Annotated in this window: 18 protein-coding genes and 1 pseudogene; 16 read left to right on the top strand and 3 right to left on the bottom strand. The window is 40.1% G+C overall.

The window, feature by feature from the left end:
- Nucleotides 1–268 precede the first annotated feature (268 nt).
- From E2H97_RS12850 to E2H97_RS12815, 9 genes are all read left to right on the top strand, one after another.
- On the top strand, nt 269–3,184 hold the full coding sequence (locus E2H97_RS12850) for a TonB-dependent receptor (protein ID WP_133407502.1): 2,916 nt from the start codon (nt 269–271) through the stop codon (nt 3,182–3,184).
- A 525-nt stretch (nt 3,185–3,709) separates the two neighbouring features.
- Entirely contained in the window at nt 3,710–4,699 is a 990-nt protein-coding gene (locus tag E2H97_RS19015; protein WP_246029001.1) for a TonB-dependent receptor plug domain-containing protein, read from the top strand.
- Nucleotides 4,696–6,606, top strand: coding sequence for a TonB-dependent receptor domain-containing protein (locus E2H97_RS12845; protein WP_246029000.1), 1,911 nt, complete (start codon nt 4,696–4,698; stop codon nt 6,604–6,606). The genes E2H97_RS19015 and E2H97_RS12845 overlap by 4 nt, the downstream gene beginning before the upstream one ends.
- A gap of 468 nt (nt 6,607–7,074) precedes the next feature.
- On the top strand, nt 7,075–7,857 hold the full coding sequence (locus tag E2H97_RS12840; RefSeq protein WP_133407501.1) for a DUF3450 domain-containing protein: 783 nt from the start codon (nt 7,075–7,077) through the stop codon (nt 7,855–7,857).
- On the top strand, nt 7,857–9,212 hold the full coding sequence (locus tag E2H97_RS12835; protein WP_133407500.1) for a MotA/TolQ/ExbB proton channel family protein: 1,356 nt from the start codon (nt 7,857–7,859) through the stop codon (nt 9,210–9,212). The genes E2H97_RS12840 and E2H97_RS12835 overlap by 1 nt, the downstream gene beginning before the upstream one ends.
- On the top strand, nt 9,212–9,739 hold the full coding sequence (locus E2H97_RS12830; RefSeq protein WP_133407499.1) for a MotA/TolQ/ExbB proton channel family protein: 528 nt from the start codon (nt 9,212–9,214) through the stop codon (nt 9,737–9,739). The genes E2H97_RS12835 and E2H97_RS12830 overlap by 1 nt, the downstream gene beginning before the upstream one ends.
- A 13-nt stretch (nt 9,740–9,752) precedes the next feature.
- Complete coding sequence (locus E2H97_RS12825; protein ID WP_133407498.1) at nt 9,753–10,157, top strand: ExbD/TolR family protein; 405 nt, start codon at nt 9,753–9,755, stop codon at nt 10,155–10,157.
- Nucleotide 10,158: 1 nt separating this feature from the next.
- Complete coding sequence (locus E2H97_RS12820) at nt 10,159–10,773, top strand: energy transducer TonB (protein ID WP_121838357.1); 615 nt, start codon at nt 10,159–10,161, stop codon at nt 10,771–10,773.
- Between the two features lie 4 nt (nt 10,774–10,777).
- Nucleotides 10,778–12,022, top strand: coding sequence for a tetratricopeptide repeat protein (locus E2H97_RS12815; RefSeq protein WP_133407497.1), 1,245 nt, complete (start codon nt 10,778–10,780; stop codon nt 12,020–12,022).
- Between the two features lie 44 nt (nt 12,023–12,066).
- Here the strand turns inward: E2H97_RS12815 and E2H97_RS12810 are convergent, their stop codons facing one another.
- Nucleotides 12,067–12,546 (bottom strand): diguanylate cyclase domain-containing protein, encoded by a 480-nt coding sequence (locus E2H97_RS12810; RefSeq protein ID WP_170308303.1) that lies wholly within the window; start codon nt 12,544–12,546, stop codon nt 12,067–12,069.
- Nucleotides 12,547–12,682: 136 nt separating this feature from the next.
- On the opposite strand from E2H97_RS12810, the gene E2H97_RS12805 reads away from it, so the two are divergent.
- The 4 genes and pseudogenes from E2H97_RS12805 (at nt 12,683) to E2H97_RS12790 (ending at nt 15,766) form a co-directional block, all read left to right on the top strand.
- On the top strand, nt 12,683–14,512 hold the full coding sequence (locus E2H97_RS12805) for a DUF885 domain-containing protein (protein WP_133407495.1): 1,830 nt from the start codon (nt 12,683–12,685) through the stop codon (nt 14,510–14,512).
- 62 nt (nt 14,513–14,574) lie between these two features.
- Nucleotides 14,575–15,102, top strand: coding sequence for a GNAT family N-acetyltransferase (locus E2H97_RS12800; RefSeq protein ID WP_133407494.1), 528 nt, complete (start codon nt 14,575–14,577; stop codon nt 15,100–15,102).
- 43 nt (nt 15,103–15,145) lie between these two features.
- A pseudogene (locus E2H97_RS12795) lies at nt 15,146–15,373 on the top strand (RNA-binding S4 domain-containing protein); the annotation flags it as partial.
- Between the two features lie 6 nt (nt 15,374–15,379).
- On the top strand, nt 15,380–15,766 hold the full coding sequence (locus E2H97_RS12790) for a ribonuclease E inhibitor RraB (protein ID WP_133408648.1): 387 nt from the start codon (nt 15,380–15,382) through the stop codon (nt 15,764–15,766).
- Nucleotides 15,767–15,817: 51 nt separating this feature from the next.
- Here the strand turns inward: E2H97_RS12790 and E2H97_RS18870 are convergent, their stop codons facing one another.
- Nucleotides 15,818–15,976, bottom strand: a complete 159-nt coding sequence (locus E2H97_RS18870; protein ID WP_170308302.1) for a hypothetical protein — start codon at nt 15,974–15,976, stop codon at nt 15,818–15,820.
- Nucleotides 15,977–16,121: 145 nt separating this feature from the next.
- On the opposite strand from E2H97_RS18870, the gene E2H97_RS12785 reads away from it, so the two are divergent.
- The 3 genes from E2H97_RS12785 to E2H97_RS12775 are packed head-to-tail and all read left to right on the top strand — an operon-like array spanning nt 16,122 to nt 21,098.
- Nucleotides 16,122–16,889 carry a TSUP family transporter gene (locus E2H97_RS12785; RefSeq protein WP_133407493.1) on the top strand — a complete coding sequence of 256 codons (768 nt, stop codon included), beginning with the start codon at nt 16,122–16,124 and terminating at the stop codon, nt 16,887–16,889.
- A gap of 10 nt (nt 16,890–16,899) precedes the next feature.
- Nucleotides 16,900–18,045, top strand: a complete 1,146-nt coding sequence (locus E2H97_RS12780) for an exonuclease SbcCD subunit D (protein WP_133407492.1) — start codon at nt 16,900–16,902, stop codon at nt 18,043–18,045.
- On the top strand, nt 18,042–21,098 hold the full coding sequence (locus E2H97_RS12775) for an AAA family ATPase (RefSeq protein ID WP_133407491.1): 3,057 nt from the start codon (nt 18,042–18,044) through the stop codon (nt 21,096–21,098). The genes E2H97_RS12780 and E2H97_RS12775 overlap by 4 nt, the downstream gene beginning before the upstream one ends.
- On the opposite strand, the gene E2H97_RS12770 is transcribed toward E2H97_RS12775, so the two are convergent.
- A complete protein-coding gene (locus E2H97_RS12770) occupies nt 21,063–21,575 on the bottom strand; it encodes a hypothetical protein (protein ID WP_246028999.1) in 513 nt (170 codons plus the stop codon). The genes E2H97_RS12775 and E2H97_RS12770 overlap by 36 nt on opposite strands.
- Nucleotides 21,576–21,650: the final 75 nt, after the last annotated feature.

The following is a 21,650-nucleotide window of genomic DNA, read 5'->3' as shown; positions in this document are numbered from 1 at the left end:
TAAAAGCTATAAATACAGCTAACTACTGGTAAACGTCGCTATTTTTATTCTGTCAAATCTCCACTATGTCAATAAGAACACTGTTTCAGTATTGAAATATTTTTGATAACAATGTTGCTTAAATGTTGTAAATGTGATTTTATTGCGTCATTCAACAAATTTATGTAACTAATGGTTGCAGTTTTAAGTTGAGTGAACTACCGAATGTGATGCAATTCAAAACAGGTAGAAAACAATAAAGACATAAAATGCCCAGGGAGATTGAACTATGTTTAAAAAAACAGCATTACGTGTTGCAGTTTGTACGGCTTTATCCGTAACTGCGTCTATGGCATATGCCAATAACGTGGATGGAACCTTACAAGGGAAAGTCGTAACTCAATCGAGTAATTCAGCTTTGGCTGGAGTTATTTTAATCGTTACAAACAAAGAAAATGGATATAAAAAAGAGCTTGTTGCTGATAGCAAAGGGGTATTCAATTTAAGTAACATTCCTGTTGGTAAGTACGATATACGCGTCGAAAAAGAGGGGTACAAAACATCGGTAATAAATGATGTTATTATAGGCATTGGTCAGACTTCTCAACTAGATATTCGTCTTGAGTCTGGTGATGATATTGAAGTTATACAGGTAACTGGTTCACGTATTGCAACAGTTGATACTTCAAGCTCTGAAGCATCCTTTAATGTTTCTGCCGCAGAACTTGAAAGATTACCAATAGCACCGGATGTGACTTCTGTTGCTCTTTTAGCACCTGGAGTTAATTTAGGTGATTCACGCTTTACAGATGCAAAAGGTAACGCTCTTGCAACCTTTGGTGGTGCTTCGCAAGCTGAAAACACATATTATGTTAATGGCTTAAATATGACTAACTATAGAAATGGTGTTGGAGGGGCAACAATTCCATTTTTAGCATACGATGCATTTCAAGTGAAAACTGGTGGTTATTCTGCAGAATTCGGTCGCTCAACAGGTGGTGTTGTTAGCGCAACAACAAAATCTGGAACAAACGAATTTAAATTCGGCTTACAACATAGACAGAAACTTGGTGGACTATATGGGGAGCGCCCTAGCTCAAGATATTTATCTAGCGACTGTAAAGATAAAAATGACACTAAGTGTAATCGTGTCGGAGATATTATCGTAGATAACAGTGAAGATGAAAGAAAAGGTTATACTACCGACGTTTATGTAAGTGCTCCAATCATTAAAGATACTCTGTTCTTTTATGGTCTGTATGAAATGCGAGAGCAAAAACTAAAAGATTTAACCAGTGCAGGAACTAGAACTTTATATCGAAATGATGATTCACCATATTATTTAGCTAGGCTAGATTGGAACATTAATGAAGACCACTCTCTTATGGCTTGGACCTTTAATGATGAAGGTGAATTGAAGTCTAGAGAGCTGATTCCAGGGAAACCAGATGCAACAAGTGTTGCCAAAACAGGAGGTAGTAGCTGGTCTGTTCGCTATACCGGTAACATAACTGATGATTTCAGCGTTTCTGCAATGGCGGGTGAAGTTGAGTTTAGGGACATTGTTAGGGGGTCAGGTGACAAATACCCTGTCGTTTATGATCTTTCAGCTAGAAAATCACTAGGGCAATGGTCAAACTTTACAATTCGTACTGATACAGATAAGAGACGTCAATATCGTTTTGATGCAAATTGGTATTTATTCGATGAGCATAATCTAAAATTTGGTTATGATGCTGAGAAAAATACAAGTGAAGCTGATACAACACTATCTGGTGGTATTTATTATGCCTATATTAACTATAAGGCTGGAACGAAGCTTCCTAACGGTTATACAATAACCAAGGATGGACGTTATTCTCGTGTTAGAAACTATAAAGTAGGTGGTACTTTCGATGTGAATAACTCAGCGTTTTACATTGAAGATACTTGGACACCCACTGATCAGTTAACTGTGAATTTAGGTCTTCGTTGGGAAAGTTTCGAGAACTTAAATGCAGATGGCAAAACATTTATTGAAATGAAAAATCAGTTTGCTCCTCGATTTGGTATTTCTTATGATTTAACCGGTGATGGTGAACATAAGGTTTTCGCTAATTTAGGACGTTATCACCTACCTGTCGCTGCTAATACGAATGTCCGTTTGGCAGGCGCTGAGACATATAAGCATACGTATTATGAGCTAAAAGGTGTTGGTGAAGGCGATGTGCCAATTCTAGGTGATCAATTGGGCGATGTACATGTTATAGGAGATGGTGTCGCTCCTTCTCCTGACAGTGTAACAGATAAGAATCTGAAACCAATGTATCAAGATGAGTTTATGCTTGGTTATCAAGGTATGATTAACGAAGATTGGTCATTTGGGGCTAAGTTTACGCATCGTAAATTGAAGAACGTAATTGATGACGCTAGTGTAGACGCAGCCTTTAAAAAGATTGGAAAAAAAGTTCATCACTTTGTTCTAATGAATCCAGGGCGTGACGTTACCTTCGAATTGGATACGGACAAAGATGGTAAGCTTGAAACATATCATTTCACTGCCGAACAATTGGGTTATCCAAAAGCTGAGCGTACTTATAATGCTGTTGATTTAGTACTAGAGCGGGCATGGCAAGATGATTGGATGGTTAAAGCAAGTTATACTTGGTCTCAACTTTACGGTAATACAGATGGTCTAGTTAAGGGTGATAATGGTCAAGATGATGCCGGTTTAACTACTGATTGGGATTATCCATATCTAATGGATGGGGCATATGGTAATTTACCGAACGATCGTCGCCATGCAATTAAAGTATTTGGTTCATATGCAGTTACAGATAACTTTTCAGTTGGTATGAACTTGAATATTACTTCTGGTCGACCTCGTAATGCATTAGGTGCTGGTTACTTCCCTGACCAAGATTCTTATGATTATGGAAACACTTTCTATGTAGGTAAAAAGAAGTTCTCAAGAGGTAGTTTCGGACGTACTCCTTGGACAACAAAGTTTGACTTCAATGCTAAATATGACTTAAGTCACTTTGGAATTGCTGAAAAAGCATTCGTACAACTGAATGTATATAATGTTTTCGATTCAACAACACCTACTCGTTATAATGAAATTGCTGAAACAGGAGGGGCATTTAACGCCAACCCTGCATTTGGTTCAGAGACCAGCTGGCAAACACCAAGAACTGTTGAGTTATTATTTAGAGCTGAATTTTAATTCAGCGTCATCCTAGAATGCTTAGTCTTTCGCTAACGCAGGTCATATAAGCATTTTAATGATAATTGGGTAGCTTAAAAAATCGGTTACAACTTAGTTGTAGCCGATTTTTTTATACATGATTTTTCGAAAGAATTACAAATCACAGAAGAAGTTTTGTTAAGTGCACTCCTCATTAGTACAGACATTAAGCGACCAAGTTTAAAATAAGAGCTATTCAACAGTATGTGACATAAAGCTTCTAATAATGACTTTATGTGACTTAGAAAACTCTAAAGTCAAATATCTGTACTGTTGAACCATTTCATGTCTATAAACTGAATTGAGTTTGAGCTGTTTTTAAGCTCCTAAATCATACCAAAGTACGACCCAGAATCATTTTTTATTCAATCGAAACGGACATAAACAAAGGGAGAATCATTTTTGGTTATTTATGTGTCTCAGGCATGTTTTAAGGTTGTTTGCTTTATGTTGATGTTTTGTATCTGCAAATGCACATAATTAAAACACACCTAGGAGGGACAAATGCAAAGCAATAAGAAAGGATTAACTCAAGCAATTAGATTTAATCTGATTGGTGGAGCAGCAGTCTTAATGTCGGCGCCTACAATTGCAGAAGAAGAAAGTAAAGATGTAGAAAGGATTGAAGTCACAGGCTCTCGAATTAAACGAGCTGATATCGAAGGTGCAAACCCTGTAACTACTATTGATTCATCACAAATTCAAAAAATGAGCGTTACGAATGTTGGTGATTTGTTGCAGAATTTGACGTCGTCTGCGGGTGCTGCTGTAAACACTCAAACTAACAATGGTGGTGACTCAACAACTCGATTTTCTTTGAGAGGTATTGGAACAAACCGTACATTAGTTCTAGTAAATGGTCGTCGTGTTGTATCAGGCGGTGGAGGTGCTAATTCTTCTGTTGATTTGAATACAATTCCTACAGCAATTGTTAAGCGTATCGAAGTACTGAAAGATGGTGCTTCTGCAATTTATGGTTCTGATGCAATTGCAGGTGTAGTTAACATTATCACTAAGGATGACTTTGAAGGGTTTGAAATTAAAACAAGCTACGGAAAAAGTGATAAAGGTGATGCTGGTCAAAAATCATTTGATATTACTTTTGGTACTTCAAGTGATAAAGGGAACGTGGTAGTAGCACTTGGCTACAGCGATCAAGAAGATGCATTTATGGGGGATCGCCCGTTTTCTGAGTTCGAATTAAGGGCTTACCCTGATGGAAGTACACAGAAAGGTGGTTCTTCGGCGCCACCGTGGGTTAATGCTAATACTGCTGATGGGCGTGTGACTCGTGGTCCTGATTACGGCCCGTGGAGAAAGTATGATGGTGCAAAAGATTCATACAACTATAACCCCGTCAACTACCTTCAAACACCAAGTACAAGGCGCTACGCTTCTGTTTTTGCAAACTATGAGTTAGGAGAACTTGGTGTATTAGGAGATGTTAAGTCATTTGCTGAAGCTAACTATGTAACGACAGTGGTAATCGTTTGATTGCTCCAGAGCCATTAGCACCATTGGTTTTCTTTGGTAAGCCTGCCCCGTACTCATCAAAGAACTACTATAACCATAAGTTTGGTCCTAAAAGTCCTGACGGTAAATCTTACGACATTGCTGATTGGCGGCGTCGTATGCTGGAAACAGGTGGTCGTGCTAACTCTAGAGACTATAAAACATTTAGATCCGCAGTTGGTTTTAAAGGTGCTCTAGATAACGGTTGGGATTGGGAAGTTTCTTATAGCTGGGGTCAAAGTGACGCAGTAGAAAGAGCAGAAGGCTACTTTAACCTTGCAAAAGTTAAGGATGCAGTTGGTCCTACAGGGTGGCTAGATGCCAGTAACAAGCTAATAGTTGATGCTGATGGCAAACCTGTCGTTGACGCTGCAGGTGAGAAACTGGTTTGTTTAGATGGTGAAAATAAAGTTATTGCTGGTTGTGTACCGTTAAATATTTTTGGTCAACCAGGGACTAAAGATGAAATCACACCTGAGATGCTTAGGTACATTTCTGGTGACTACAATACAACAGAAATTGGTCAAACAAAGCAGGAAGTTGTTAATGCTATTGTGACTGGTGACTTATTTGAGTTACCTTCAGGAGCAGTCGGTTTTGCTGCGGGGTGGGAATATCGTAAAGAAAGTGGTTTTTACACACCTGATTCATTAATCCTTCAAGGTATTACCACAGCAGGTTCTGCTGTTGGCACAAAAGGCGGCTATAACGTTGATTCTTTGTTTGCTGAAGCAATTGTACCTATTGCTGTAGATGAATCATGGGCAAAATTGTTGGATTTGGAGTTAGCTGTTCGTCACTCAAAATACTCATCATTCGGCAGAAATACTAGTGGTAAGGTTGGTATCAAGTATAAGCCTATCGACAGTGTGATGGTGAGAGCAACAGCTTCACAGGCATTCAGAGCTCCGAGCATAGCAGAATTATTTGGTGGTGCTGCAACTGGTTTTCCAGAAGCGCGAGATCCATGTGACCAAGATTCATATAAGACCCTTGCTGATTATGAGAAAGTTAAAGCGGGACCTAACTGGAAAAACTGTATAGCAAGCGGTGTACCAACAGATGGTTATAAGTCTGGTGATGTGGAGCAGATCCCTACTAAAGGTGGCGGTTCTGAAAACTGGAACGGCGCAGTAAGCTTAAAGCCAGAAACCGCAGATATCTTGACCGTCGGTGTTGTATATAGCTCTGATGTTATAGAGAATTTTTCAGCAAGTGTAGATTACTGGAAAATAGAATTAACAGATGCTATCTCGACAGTTGGTACTCAGCAGCGATTAGATGGATGTTTTAAGAATGGACAGTACTGTGATTCTATCAATCGATTTGGCCCAGGTAGTCCTGTAGTTGGTTTGATTAAAAATGTGAATAACTACACGGTGAATGTAGGTGGAATAACCACATCTGGTGTTGATTTCGACGTTAGATACTTATACGAGACCAGTGCGGGGGATTTTCGTTTAGGTCTTGATGGTACTTATTTGTTGAGTTACGACAAAGAGCTTTCAGACGGTACAGTCATCGATCATGTAGGAAGATTTGAAGCAGACCATGACGGTATGTTCGCAAAAGTTAAGGCAAACTTTAACTTAGGTTGGACTAAAGATGAGTTCGGAGTAAACCTTATCACACGCTATATCAGTGGAGTGGAAGAGACTGAAAAAGGTTGGTGGACTGATCCATTTAAGCGTGATGTGAGCTCAAATATTGTTTTCGATTTCCAAGGTAACTGGGATGTTTCTGAAAATGTATCTGTTACTTTAGGCGTCGATAATGTATTTGATAGAGAGCCTCCATTTGTGTACTCTGCATTTGGCGCCAATACGGATGTTTCAACTTATGATGTAATAGGCCGATTCGTATATCTACGAGCGGGTGTTAAGTTCTAATTTAAAATGACTTTTCATAATTTGATATCTATAAAGCTCTGCTGAAAAGTAGGGCTTTATTTTTATCAACCATTGCTCTACCTTGTTTGAATTTATACTTGGAGTATGAAGTATTGATACCTATCAAATGATCCCTGTCAAAACAATTTGAACTGTCTTTCGTTATCAGCTATTCAGTTAATCATAATTTTAAGTTCACTCACGATTATACAAGCTTGTGTAAAAAAAATGTTAACAAAAACAATTATCTTACTTAATTCTCACATCATAGTTTAAGAAGTATTGACACTCGTCAACCTTTTATGGAATGATGCCATCGGGTCTATGCCTAAGGGTATAGAAAAAGGGAAAATAACAACAATCACAATAGAAAGATGTACTTACGTGATTGCATGAAGTATTAAAACAAACACTCAGCAATATCAGTAGGTTAACACTTTTTAATTAACACAAAATTGGTTGGGAACTATGTCCAAGGTAAGCAAGAGAACGAAAATTGCTTCAGCGTTAGTAGGTGTACTAGCGATTGCAAGCAGCAACCTGGTAGTTGCAAATCCTCTGAGCGATGTCCAAAAAGCAGACGGTAAAATCCATACTGCTGCTGCGGCTTCTCAGAAGAAAGTTGATAAGTATTTTGATCAGGCGCAGGACCTGCTTATCCAGTATGACTCTGTTGCGGGTGAGCGTGAAACGCTAAAAGACTACAACGATTACGTTGCTAAGTTAGTAGCGGATCAAGAAGCAACTATGGCTTCTATCCAAAAAGACATCGACGGTGTTGATGCTCTACGTCAAGGTGTAGTGCCTCTTATGTTTAAGATGGTTGATGCACTAGACAAATTCGTAAAGCTGGATCTTCCTTTCAAAACAGACGTACGTGAAGAGCGTGTTCAACGTCTAAAAGAACTTCTTGACTCTGCAGAAGTAACGCTTGCTGAGAAATACCGTCTTATTCTAGACGCATACAGCATTGAGCGTGAATACGGTACTACTACCGGTGCTTATGAAGGTAAGCTAAACCTAGGTGGTAAAGAAGTATTAGTAGACTTCCTACAATTTGGTCGTGTTTCTCTAGTTGCACAAAGCATCGACCAAAAGAATGCTTGGGTTTACAACAAAGAAACTAAATCATGGGATGAGCTAGATGATGGTTACCTACGTAACATCACTAAAGCTATTCGTCAGGCTCGTGGTCAAGCTGCACCTGATATGTTCGCTCTACCAATCCCAGCTGCGGAGGCTGCTAAATAATGAAAAAGTTAATCACATCCACACTAGTGGCTGCTAGCCTTTCTTTAGTTGCTGGCATGGTAAGCGCTGCTGATGCGCCTACGTCGGTAGACCAACTTTTAAAGCAAGTTCAAACTGACCGTGCTGCAAAAGGTAAAGTAGACAAAAAGCGTGAAGCTGAGTTCCGTGCTGAACGTGCTGATAAAGCCGCGCTTCTTAAGAAAGAAAAGCGCGCTCTTGCTAATGAAAAGCAACGTGGTAAAGATTTACAACAACGTTTCCTAGACAACGAGCGTCGTATTGCTCAACTTGAAGCTGACTTAGTTGCAGCCCAAGGTGACTTAGGTGAAATGTTCGGTGTTGTTAAAGGTGAAGCCGGTGATTTCGCTGGTAAGCTAGCCTCTTCAAACATCTCTGCTGAGTACCCTGGACGTGACAAGTTTGTTGCTGATTTAGGTGCTCGTAAGCAGCTTCCAAAAATCAATGAGCTAGAAAAGTTCTGGGAAGACCAACTTTTCGAAATGGTTCAACAAGGTAAAGTTGTTAGCTTTAATGCAGACGTTACTGGTCTTAACGGTGAAGTTACTAACACTAAAGTCACTCGTGTTGGTCCATTTAACCTATTAGCTGATAACCAATATGTGGTTTACAACGATACTTTAGGCATCATCCAAGACCTAGCTCAACAGCCAGGTGGACAGCAAGTATCAAGTGTACAAAACTTCCTAGGCACTACTTCTGGTTATACAAAACTATTTGTTGACCCAGCACGTGGTAACTTACTTAAAGTATTCACTGGTAAAGCTACTCTAGAAGAGCGTATCGAAGCAGGTGGTCCAATTGGTTACATCATCATCGGTATTTTAGTTGTAGGTGCTCTGATCGCACTATTCAAACTAGTTACTCTTTATGCTACTGGTGCTAAAGTTAACGCTCAACGTAAAGACATCAACAACCCAGGTAACAACCCTCTTGGTCGCGTACTTCAAGCTTATCAAGCGAACAAGTCTGGTGATGTTGAAACTCTAGAGCTGAAACTTGACGAAGCCATTCTGAAAGAAACACCTTCTCTAGAAAGTGGTATTTCAATCATTAAAGTATTCGCTGCTATCGCGCCTATGATGGGTCTACTTGGTACAGTAACTGGTATGATTGCAACCTTCCAAAGCATCCAGCTATTCGGAACTGGTGATCCTAAGCTAATGGCTGGTGGTATTTCTATGGCTCTTATCACGACTGTGCAAGGTCTGATTGCTGCACTACCTCTAATGCTTCTACACGCTATTGTTAGCGCGAAGAGCAAGTCTGTAGTACAAGTACTAGAAGAGCAAAGTGCTGGCCTAGTTGCTGAGCACGCTGAGAAGAGGGCTCAATAATGATGCTATTCCTGATGGACATTTGGGATTCCGTCAGGGGCTTCATGGCCGCTGGAGGCGACGTCCTCTGGCTGGTTGCGGCAGTACTATTCCTAATGTGGGTGTTAATGCTTGAACGCTACTGGTTCCTTAACTGGGTATCACCAGCTAAGCACAAAGCAATCATCAAAGCATGGGATGAAAGAGAGGATTCTACCTCTTGGTACGCACACCGTATACGTGAAGCTTGGGTATCCCAAGCCAAACAAGAGTTAAACGCGGGAATGCTTATCATCAAAACCTTAGTAGCTATTTGTCCTATGATTGGACTATTAGGTACAGTAACAGGGATGATTCAAGTATTCGATGTGATGGCAGTACATGGTACGGGTAACGCTCGTATGATGGCAGCTGGTATTTCAATGGCAACCATGCCAACAATGGCAGGAATGGTCGCAGCGTTATCAGGAGTATTCTTTAGTACTCGCCTAGACGCAAAAATGAAAATCAGCATTGAGAAGCTAAAAGATAGCTTGCCACACCACTAGAGAGAGATTGAATATGGCACGTAAAAAGCATTCCAGCGTAGAAGATGAAGCACAGATCGATATGACTCCAATGTTGGACATCGTATTCATCATGCTTATTTTCTTCATCGTGACAACATCGTTCATCAAGCCATCTGGTCTTGATTACGAAAAACCTGAAGCGAGTACGGCTCCTAGCCAGCCTTCTTCTAACATCTTCATTGGTGTAAGTAAGACTGGTGTGATTAAAATGGAAAACCGTAACGTAGATATTGAACGTGTAACAGCAAACGTTGAACGTATGCTGGCAGAAACACCAGATGCTGCGGTAATGATTGAAGCCGACAAGCTAGCTGAACATGGTATCGTGGTTAAAATCCTTGATAGCGTGAAGAAAGCCGGTGTAGATAAAGTGTTTGTATCAGCAGGGAAGGATTAATATGTTCCGAGGAATAGTATCTATCATTATTGGTGGTGCTGTTACCTTTGGCCTGTTTGTCTTCATGGCATTCTTAGTAGGTGGCGGCGCAGGTCGCCACGCTGAGAAAACTGAGTCACCACAGATTCAGATCAGCATGGAGAGGCAGGACTCTCAGGTACAGGACAAGCCTAGGGTTAAACCTAAGCCACCTACGCCACCGGAGCAACCACCTAAGCCTGAGGTACCGCCACCAGATACTTCAAGCAGCATTGATACAAGTTTGAACTTTAACCCGAATGGTGTTTCTACAAGTGCTTCTCGCGGGGGATTTAAACTTGGTAACATGATGACTCGTGATGGTGACGTTACTCCAATCGTACGTACTGCACTAGAGTATCCACCTCAAGCGGCTCGTGACGGTAAAGAAGGTTATGTAGTACTTGGCTTTTCTATCAACACCGTTGGTGGAATCGAGGACATTAAAGTTCTTGAAGCTAAGCCGAAGCGTATCTTCAACAAAGCGGCACGCCGTACTTTGAGAAAATGGAAATACAAACCACAAATCGTTGATGGCAAGCCACAAAAACGTACTGGTATGAAAATCCGTTTGGACTTTACGTTAGACAAAGGATAATAACATGGCAAAGTTAAATAAATTTGCAGCTGCTATTATGCTTTCCTTTGGTGCATTAACTGTTGCAACTTCAGCTGTTGCGGCAGATAAATGCCCAATTGAGAAACGTAAAAACCAAGCAGTTGGCCAAAGTGTAGGTAAAAAGATCCAACGATCTTACAAAGCTTACACTGAAGGCAACATCGATGAAGCGTTAGCTGTATTGCTAGAAGCTTCAGCGAAAAAAGATTTTGATAAAGCGTCTGTTGCCCGAATGTTGGGTAACTTTTATGCTGAAAAGAATCAACTAGACAAAGCATTCGCTCAGTTAAAAGAAGCGGCTGATCTTGATGTTTTAGGTGGGACTGAGCATGCTGATACGCTAAAGCTTGTTGGTATTTTGGCGGTTCAATCAGAAAAATTTAACGTAGGTATTAGCTACTTTAAAAAATGGTTGGACTTCACTTGTAAGCAAGATGAAGACGTTTATCGTTTATTAGCGGCTTCATATTCTCAAGTTAAAGACTGGGATAATGCGATCAAGTACGCTGATCTTGCTATCAAGGTTGCCAAAAAGCCTAAGAAGGATTTTTACAACGTAAAAGTAAACGCTTACTACAACAAGAAAGAGTTGAAAAACGCAGTAAAAGTTCTTGAAACGGCTGTTGAGCTTTTCCCTGGCGAAGGTTCTTTTTGGCGCCAGCTATCTCAGTTTTATCTAGCAACTGAGAATTACAAGAAAGCACTTTATACTTATGACTTAACGTATAAGGCTGGTTTCTTGACAGCTGGCTCAGGCATTACTCGTTTGGCTCAATTGCAAGCGCGTTATGGCGGTCCTTATCACGGTGCTAAATTGCTTGAAAAGCATTTAAAAGCTGGTGATGTTAAAAAGGATAAGAGCTCTCTTCGTGTTATCGCTGGATTATTCCAAAATGCGAAAGATATGAAGAAAGCGGCTGATTACTTCGGTCAAGCAGCAGCCATTGATAACGATGCAAAATTGTATCTGAAACAAGGTAGAATGCTATCTAGCGTTCAAAACTATTCTGCGTCTATCAAAGCTTATAACAATGCAATTAAAGCTGGATTAGCTAATCCTGGTGAAGCATATTACGAGCTTTCTCTTTCTTACTTGAATCTTAAGCAATACAAATCATCGCTTAAGAATATCTTACTTGCTAAGAAAGATAAGAAAACCAAGAAGCATGCGACTTCTTTCGAGAAGTATATTCGCGAAAAAGCGCGAATCAATAAAGTTAAGCTTTAACTTCTTATTGCTCAAATAAAAACACCTCCAGTTGGAGGTGTTTTTTATTCCCAGTATATAACTTTGTCAGGTTTCTTTAGGTCTACAGGCTGTAAGTGGAGCGCTTGTTCAACCTGATTAATTAAACCATCAGATTGTTTATTGGTAGTTGGAGTACAATGCCCCGCAATGACTCGACAATCAAATTTCTGATTTAACCGTGTTTGAGTGTCATGCTTAACTTCTGTGATAGCTGTATTTATTCTTTTTAACACAGCCTGTAAACCATCAATATCCAAATCGAATAGCCCGATTGTAAAGTAGCCTTTTTCACTTCTCGCTAATAAATCATTGCTTCTTATAAAACTACTTTGCAGTTTTACAGACAGAATTTTAAGAACTGTATTGGAATTGCTTGTTTCATCCATGTTAGGACATAGATACAATAAGGCTAATCCTTTTTGTTGTGATAGATGTTTTTGCCATTCTCGGTTAAAAGCTTCAATAAAGTAGGCTTGGTTATAGACGCCGGTTTCTTGATCCATGAAACTTGGCTTCCGCCATGAATACAACATGCTTTCTCCTAAAAGCATTCACGCAATAGCATCAAGTATAGATGACAATTTTGAAATATCACTCGCTGCGTGACATTCAAAAATAAACTAATTTTGGGAAAGAAAAATGAAAAAGTCTCTTCTTTTTATGTCGATAAGTGCAGTGTTAACTCTGCCTGCATGTCAAGACAATGACGTTCAAGAAGTACAGGTTTCGTCTAAAAAACAAGCCTCATCTGTAACAGTTGAAAGTCAGCAAACAGCTGAAAAGGTGTATCTAGATTTGGTTGATAACTACTTTAAGGATCAACTGAAGCTGAATCCATTAATGGCTACTTTTGTTGGTAATAATGATTATAACGACCAATTTGGTAGTAACTTAACGGAAGAGTATCTAAAAGCGCGCCACGAACTTAACCAAGGGTATTTGGATAAGCTTAAAAAGATTGATCGTGATCGCTTACCGACAAATCTTCAGTTCAGTTATGACTTGTTCGGCTATGACCGAAACATGGAACTCATTTCTGAGACTTATCCATCGCGTTGGTTGCCGATGAACCAGTTCTATAACACTGTGATTACCATGGTTCAGCTTGGTACAGGTGAAAGCGCTCAGCCATTTAAAACAGTAGTAGATTATAAAAACTGGTTAGTTCGTTTAGATGGCTTTATTGAGTGGACTCAGCAAGCTCAAACTCGTATGAATGAGGGTACTGAAAGCAAGGTCGTACTTCCACGCGTACTTGCCGAAAAAATCGTTCCACAGCTTGAGGCTCATATTGTATCAAATCCAGAAGAAAGCATCTTTTTCTCACCAATTAACAATATGCCAGCAGATTTTACTGCTGAACATAAGGCCGAATTGACTAAAGCTTATAAGTTGATGATTTCAGATAAACTGGTACCAGCACTGACTTCATTAAAAGGTTACTTTGTTGAAACCTATATTCCTAAAACGCGTGCAAGTGATGGCTGGTGGGGATTGCCTAATGGTAAAGCTTGGTATCAACACTTGGCCAACCAACACACGACCACCAAAATGCCAGTTGATGAGATTCATGAAATTGGTTTAAAAGAAGTGGCTCGTATTTTATCTGAAATGGATAAAGTAAGAGAGCAGGTTGGTTTTAAAGGTGATTTAAAGGCCTTTTTTGCTCACTTATCATCAGACCCTAAGTATTTCTTCACCGAGCGCCAAGACTTGGTTGATGGTTATATGGGATTAAAAGATACCATCAACAAAGAGTTGCCTAAATACTTCAATGTAATGCCTAAAGCTGATTACATCGTTAAGCCTGTTGAAGCGTTCCGTGAACAATCAGCCGCTGGAGCATCTTATCAATCACCAGCAGTAGATGGTTCTCGTCCGGGTATTTTCTATATCAATACTTATAACCTAAAAGCTCAGCCAAAGTGGGGCATGACTACGCTGTCATTACATGAAGCAGCACCAGGTCACCACTTCCAAATTGCTATCAAGCAAGAGTTAAAAGGTGTGCCTGAATTCCAACGCTTCAGTGGTTACACTGCATTTGAAGAAGGCTGGGCGCTTTATGCAGAATACCTAGGTATGGAAATGGGCTTATTTAAAGACCCTTACCAATACTTTGGCAAGTTGTCTGATGAAATGCTTCGTGCAATGCGCTTAGTAGTTGACACAGGTTTACACGCCAAAGGCTGGAGTCGTGAGCAAGCGATTCAATACATGAAAGATAACTCTCCTATGGCTGAATCAGACATTGTGGCTGAAGTTGAGCGTTACATGGCGATTCCAGGCCAAGCGCTGTCATACAAAATTGGTCAGTTAAAGATTATTGAACTTCGTGAACGAGCTGAAAAAGCACTTGGTAGTAAGTTTGATATCAAAGCATTCCATGATCAAATTTTGACGACAGGTTCGCTACCAATGGCTGTGATGGAAGATAAAATTGATAGCTGGATTGCTTCACAGAAGTAACTGATTTAAGTTAGTTATCTAGAGGCGGCAATTATGCCGCCTTTCTTTTTTCAGAGGATGAAATGATATACCTAGAAACTGATAACCTGACATTAAGATCTTTAGTCGATTCTGACTGGTCGAATTTCTATGAAATGAACTCTAGTGAAGAGATTTGCCGCTTCATTAGACCTCCTGAGCCAGCAGCACAAATTCGAGAAGTTTTCGATCAAAGAAAGAAAACTTGGAATTATGAGCTAAATGAATGGCTAGCACTGGTTTTAGAAGATAGACAAGGAAACTTTGTTGGTTATTCAGGTTTTCGCCGTATTGATAAAGAATATAACGATGTTGAAGTAGGTTACATGCTGCGCCCAAGCGCTCAAGGTAAAGGGTTTGCAACTGAAGCACTTAAGCGGGTCGTTGAGTGGGGGATTACTGAATATGGTATTCGGAAATTTATAGGTTACTGTGATATTGAAAATATTGGCTCTCAACGTGTAATGCAAAAAACAGGCTTTAAGCAAGAGGGCGTATTACGAGAACATGTTAAAAACGGTGAACGTTGGGTGGATGATTGCGTTTTCGGATTATTGTCTAGGGAATTTTAGTGGTAAGGCAGTATAATCCCTTTTATTTTTCATTGGTTAATTCATGTCTGATATTGAAACACTAGAACTCCGCTCGGGTGATGAGTTTATTGAGCTTTATAAAATTCTGAAAATTCAGGGGATGATCAGTGCTGGTGCCGAAGCTAAGCATGTTATCTCTGAAGGCTATGTTCTAGTAAATGGTGAAGTTGAAACTCGCAAACGCAAAAAAGTGGTTGCGGGTGATGTAGTTACTTTTAATGGTGAATCAGTAATGATCACCTCTGAGGATGAAATGATGCAGTTTCCTGATGATGATAATGGGCAAATGTTGGCTGCTATGGCTGAAGCGGGTGTGGATTTGTCAAAGTCTCAAGATATCGATTTTTTCTTGGTATTTGACGAGCAGCGTGATGCGGAGACGGCACTCGAAGATCTTGTTAATTCAGATCGCGAAGGTGAAGTTGAACTGCTGTTTAATGAGGAGTCGACTAAGTGGGAATTGATTGTTTCCATTCACATGATGCCTGAATATGACGCTATTATTGCTGCTGAATCTGAGCTTCATGATTTTGCAGAAGAGTACGATGGGATCTCGGATGGATGGGGCGTGATGCAACATCAAGAAGGGGATGATGAATTCGCTGATGAAGAGCATGAATGCGGAGAAGGTTGTTCTCACTAGTTTGTTTTGATATGCCTGCTCAAGCAGGCATTCTATTTTTACAGAGGCTACTCAGTAATTTTTGCTGAGGTCATCTTCATCAAACTTTGACTTTTTCTTTTTGGCTCTAAAGTCTTTCTCTTTTTTCCATTTACGCTTTTCGTGCTTTGCCTCACCGTGGTCAGAATTTTCATCCCACTCATCTTTATCGAAGCGATAATCCTTGCTCATAACGAAACCTTGCTTTTCCTCAAATTGCCTCGTGGCATGGTCATAAATAATTTTAGTAGGTATATGAAAATAGCCCAAAAAGTTTACCGTTTGATTTCAGTAGGTAAGGCGTATAATGCTGATACATTTATCACTTGGGATAATCATGGACTTTGAGCTAACCATTCAAATTGCATTAATACTATTCACAGTCGCAGCATTAGCAGGGTTTATCGACTCCATTGCCGGGGGAGGAGGCTTGCTAACCATTCCTGCTCTGATGTGGGCGGGTTTACCACCTGTAGCTGCACTAGCGACAAATAAGTTACAGGCGAGCGCTGGCAGTTTTTTTGCCAGTTGGTATTTTATACGGCACGGTGCCGTTAAGTTGAAAACAATGTGGCTGGCTGTTGGGTGTGCCTTTGTCGGCTCTGCACTTGGGGCTTTTGCTGTTCAGCAAATCGATGCGGAAATTTTAAAAGTCATCCTTCCATTTTTAATTTTTGGCATTGGGCTATATTTTTTATTTTCAAAAAAGCTATCGGATGATGATAAACACCAAGTGCTAACTCCCACTTTATTTGCCTTTACTGCTGCAATTGGTGTGGGTTTTTATGATGGTTTCTTTGGTCCCGGGACAGGAAGTTTCTTCGCTCTAGCATTTGTTATGTTATATGGTTTTGGCTTAGGTAAAGCCACAGCTCATGCTAAGTTATTAAACTTTTCTACCAATATCGCATCACTGATAATTTTTATCATCGGTGGTCATGTGGTTTGGCTGTTGGGGCTTACCATGATGGTAGGGCAGGCACTTGGCGCTAATTTAGGCTCAAGGTTGGTATTATCAAAAGGGACTAAATTGATTCGCCCAATGGTGGTGACGATGTCATTAGCCATGAGTATCAAGTTATTATCGGATCAGTTTACGAGCTAAGAGTTCTAAAATGAAATTTATTCATACTTCTGACTGGCATATCGGTCGCTATTTACACAATCAATCGCTACATCAAGAGCAGAAGGCAGTACTTGAACAAATCACAAAGCTTGCTGTCGACAATGATGTAGACGCCATAATCGTTGCAGGTGATATTTATGACCGTTCAGTACCGCCCGCAACCTCGGTTGAGTTATTAAATAATGCGCTTAATCAAATTCTTGAACATGACATCCAAGTGATCATGATTGCAGGAAACCATGACAGTCATCAACGGCTCGGATTTGGTTCAAGCCAAATGTCGAATAGTGGTTTACATATCATTGGACCATTATCGAAAGAACTCTGTCATATTGAGCTTAAAGGCAAAAATAGCAATGCTGTTTTCTATACCATTCCTTACGCTGAACCATCGCGAGTAAGAGAATTATTTGATTGTGACGTCAGTACTCATGAACAAGCAATGAACGTACTTTTGAAGCAAGTACATGATCATGATAGTAAGGGTTTACCTAAGGTTGTGATGAGTCACTGCTTTATTGATGGTGGCATAGACTCAGAGTCGGAGCGTCCACTGAGTGTCGGTGGTGCAGACAAAATCAGTGCGGCATTATTTGAGCCTTTTGACTATGTGGCTTTAGGCCACTTACATGGTCCACAGTATAAAGGTGCAGAGCACGTTCGTTATTCTGGCTCTCCTCTTAAATATTCTTTTAGTGAAACCAGTCAGAAAAAGTCCGTGACCCTTGTTGAGTTTTTCAATGATTCTAACAAACCACAAATCAGCTTATTACCACTAACGAGCCCAAGAGACGTTAGAGTTATTGATGGTGAACTAGAAACCATTCTAGAAGAAGGTAAAACCGATCCAAATTCTGATGATTACATTCTTATCCGTTTACAAGACAAGCATGCCATTTTGGATGCCATGGGTAAGCTTAGAACGGTTTACCCGAATGTGTTGCATCTCGAGCGAGTCGGTTTATTAGCTAGCTCTGAAAAAACGGAGATAAGGCGTCAGCATATAAAACAAAACGAGATGGACATGTTTTCTAGCTTCTTTTCAGAAATGACCGGTGAGTCATTATCCGAGCCGCAGCAGCAATTGATGAATGTATTATTAGATAATTTACATAAGAACAAGGATAACGGATGAAGCCTGAATTATTGAGTATGTCGGCTTTTGGACCTTTCTCAGGTACTCAAGAAATCGACTTCAACTCACTGTCTGAACATGCCTTGTTTTTGATAAATGGTCCAACAGGTGCTGGGAAAACCACCATTCTTGATGGTATCTGCTTTGCCTTGTATGGCAAAACCACTGGCAATGAGCGTGAAGGCACGCAAATGCGCTGTGATATGGCAGCAGATGAGGTGTTAACTGAAGTCACCTTCCAGTTCAGCTTAGGTGAAAGCCGTTATCGGATCAGGCGAGTACCCGAGCAAGCCCGTAAAAAGAAAAGCGGTGATGGTTATACACAACAAAAGCCTGAAGCGCAGCTATATCAAGTTGAAGATGATGGCTCAACTCGCTTGATGGTTGAAACCAAGGTATCAGAAGCCACGACTAAAATTGAGCAATTGTTAGGTTTAGATGTTGAGCAATTCAGACAAGTGATGGTATTGCCACAAGGTAAGTTCCGTGAACTCTTGATGGCGGATTCCAAATCACGAGAAAAAATTTTTGGGCAGCTGTTTCAAACTCAAATATATAAACGCATCGAGGATCATCTTAAGCAACAATCGGCATCAATCCGTCAGCAAGTACAAGATATTCGTTATCAGCGAAAAGGTATCTTACAATCTGCGGGTTTAGATTCAGATAAAGCGCTTACCGAGCAATTAGAGTCGTTAAAACCTCAACTAGAACAAGCTGAAAAGCAAAAAAATAATGCACAGTTAGAGTTACAAACGGCGACCAAGTCGTTGGATTCAGCGCATCAACTCAAGCAAAAGTTTGTTGAACTCAATAAAGTAAAAGAGCAACAGCAGCAATTACAGCAGCAAGCCGAAAATATCGAACAAATAAAACAACAATTAGAGTTGTCCTACAAAGCCAGTCAGTTGTTACCTATCTTTGAGAATTACAACAAACGCCAGCAAGAGCTAACTCAATCAAATCAGCAATTTGAACAAGCGAAAAGTCAGCTACAAAGTGCCGAGCAAAAACAGCAAGCTTTTCAAGCGCAATTACAGTTACAGCCTCAATTAGAAGCAGATTTAAAACAGGCTCATATTAAGTTAGAACAGTTACAGCTGCTTCAACCTTTGATTACTGAGCAGCAAGGTATTGCTACGAATTTATTAGGCTTACAACAGCAGCTAAATGCTTTAAAACTGCAAGAGGATAATGACAAACAAAGCTTGCAGAATTTAGCTGAAGAAAAAATAAAGCTGCAACAGCAAGTTAATGAATTACAACAGCAGGCTAGTACTCAATTTGAGTTACAAAACCAAGTCAATGAGCTTGAAAATGCGCTGAAAAATTATCAGCAATACCAAAATCAACAAGCTCAAATTGACCAACTAAAGCAGCAATTAGAACAAGCCAAACAGCAAGGTTTACAGCTTAAGTCGATTTATAAACAAATGGAATCGGAACATAAAGCTTTACAGCTTTCTTGGCATCAAAGTCAAGCGGCGGTTTTAGCCAGTCAGCTGAATCAAGGAGATGCTTGTCCTGTATGTGGTAGTATTGAGCACCCTCAACTAGCTATCGCAAATGTAACGCCTCCAACAGAGCAAGAGTTAGATACTGCTGCCAAAGCCGAGCAACAAGCACTGCAAAATTTGAACGATGCCAGAAGTCATTACTCAAGTTTGAAAGATCAATTAAAATTGCTTACAGAGCAATTACAGCCTTTAGCTGATCAATTGACACATTATTTATCTCAACCTCTCAATGAGTGGCAACAACAGCTAAATGCTTTAAAGGCTCAATTAACTCAAGCCGTTCAGGCGCAGAATAATCTTGCTCAAACTCAGCAAAACTTGCTGGGGATTGAACAGCAAGAAGTGCAAGTTCGCCAGCAGTTAGATAACCTTCTTGCTCAAATCAACGAGCAAGAAAAAACTCAGGCAGAGTTACAAACTAAACTTAATTCGATAGAACAACAACTACCAGAAAATATTACGAGTCATGATCAACTTGTGGCTGCGTTAACACAAGCTGAGCAAAACGTTAATGGCTTAGCGCAGCAAATCAAAACCATTCAACAACAATCGATTGAAATCACAGAGCAGTTAGCGTCGGCAAGATCTGCTTTATCCAGTATCGAAGACAGAGTTAAAGAGTCTGAAACTAATTATTCTCAAGCCCAACATGAGTTTGAGTCGCAATCAAAAGCATCTGGGTTTGAAGATGGTGAAGCTGTTAAAAAGGCGGTGTTACAAGAATCTCAGCAAGAGCAGTTCAAAGTACAAGTAGAGCAATACCAACAAGACTGTGCGGTTAATGATTCGCAACTTATAGCATTGACTAAAGAACTTGATGGGCAAACTCAGCCAGAGACTTCACTATTAGAGCAAGTTCAGCAGCAAAAACAGCAACTGTTAGCAGAGAAAGAGCAGGCATGGCAGTCGCTTGAATCGAGTCGTTCACAGTTACATAAGATCCAAACGAAATTGGCTGAAGTCGATGAAACCTCTGCATCTTTAGAACAAGAGTATGCGGTTGTTGGGACCTTGTCTGATATTGCTAATGGACAAACTGGAAACAAAATTAGCTTGAATCGTTTTGTTCTCAGCGTGTTGCTGGATGACGTGCTTCTTGATGCCAGCACGCGTTTAAGTGTGATGAGTAAGGGGCGCTATCGTCTTTACCGCAAAGAAAATAAGGCGAAAGGTAATAAAGCTTCAGGTTTAGATTTGGAAGTGGAAGATGCTTATACCTCTAAAGTGAGAGATGTTTCGACTTTAAGTGGTGGTGAATCCTTTATGGCGGCTTTGTCATTGGCATTAGCATTATCTGAAGTCGTACAGGCTTATGCTGGTGGGATCAAATTGGATACTTTGTTTATTGACGAAGGTTTTGGGAGCTTAGATCAAGATTCGCTGGATTTAGCTGTAAGAACGTTAATGGATTTACAGTCGACAGGAAGAATGATTGGCGTGATTTCTCATGTTACTGAGATGAAAGAGCAAATTCAGCAACGCATTGATATTTCGAAAAACTCAACAGGCAGCGTTGCCAAGGTGATTGCGGCTTAATTGGCGATCTTGCTTTTTAATCGCACACTTACATAAACCATTTTTAAGAGCAGGGCATCCACCACAAGGCTTTGCTTTTAAAGGTGTGGTTAAAGAAATCGCTGGGATTGACTCTAAACCGTATTTTTCATCATTTTGACTGCTTTGGGTATTGAGCTGTTGTAGCAAAGCTTGTTTTGCCTGTTGCTTAATTTCTTTTTTAGAAGGTAGCTGGAACTGAAGCTTAAGTTGTTCATAAGCTTTTTCTGTTAGCTTTTTACGTTGCTCTTTTCTCTGTTTCTTTGATGAAACACCTACCATTTTTGTCAGTGACTTTTTAGCCTGCTTTTTGCAAACTTTTTTAAGAAATTTGTCGAACTTCTTAATTTGCTTTCGCTCTAATTTAGTCACTGTGGTGTTCTCAGTATCACATCGTACAACGCATTCTAAATGAAAATTGTTCTCAGTCAACAATAGGTGTTTAACTTTGTGAGGCACTCCTTTGTCCTATAAAAAAAGCAAATCATTGAAATTGTACTTAACTTAACCAAGACAATGGGTTAGTGATTATGG

The organism is Parashewanella tropica, from assembly GCF_004358445.1.
GTDB classification, from domain to species: domain Bacteria; phylum Pseudomonadota; class Gammaproteobacteria; order Enterobacterales; family Shewanellaceae; genus Parashewanella; species Parashewanella tropica.
This window is presented reverse-complemented; position numbering and strand designations above follow the sequence as displayed.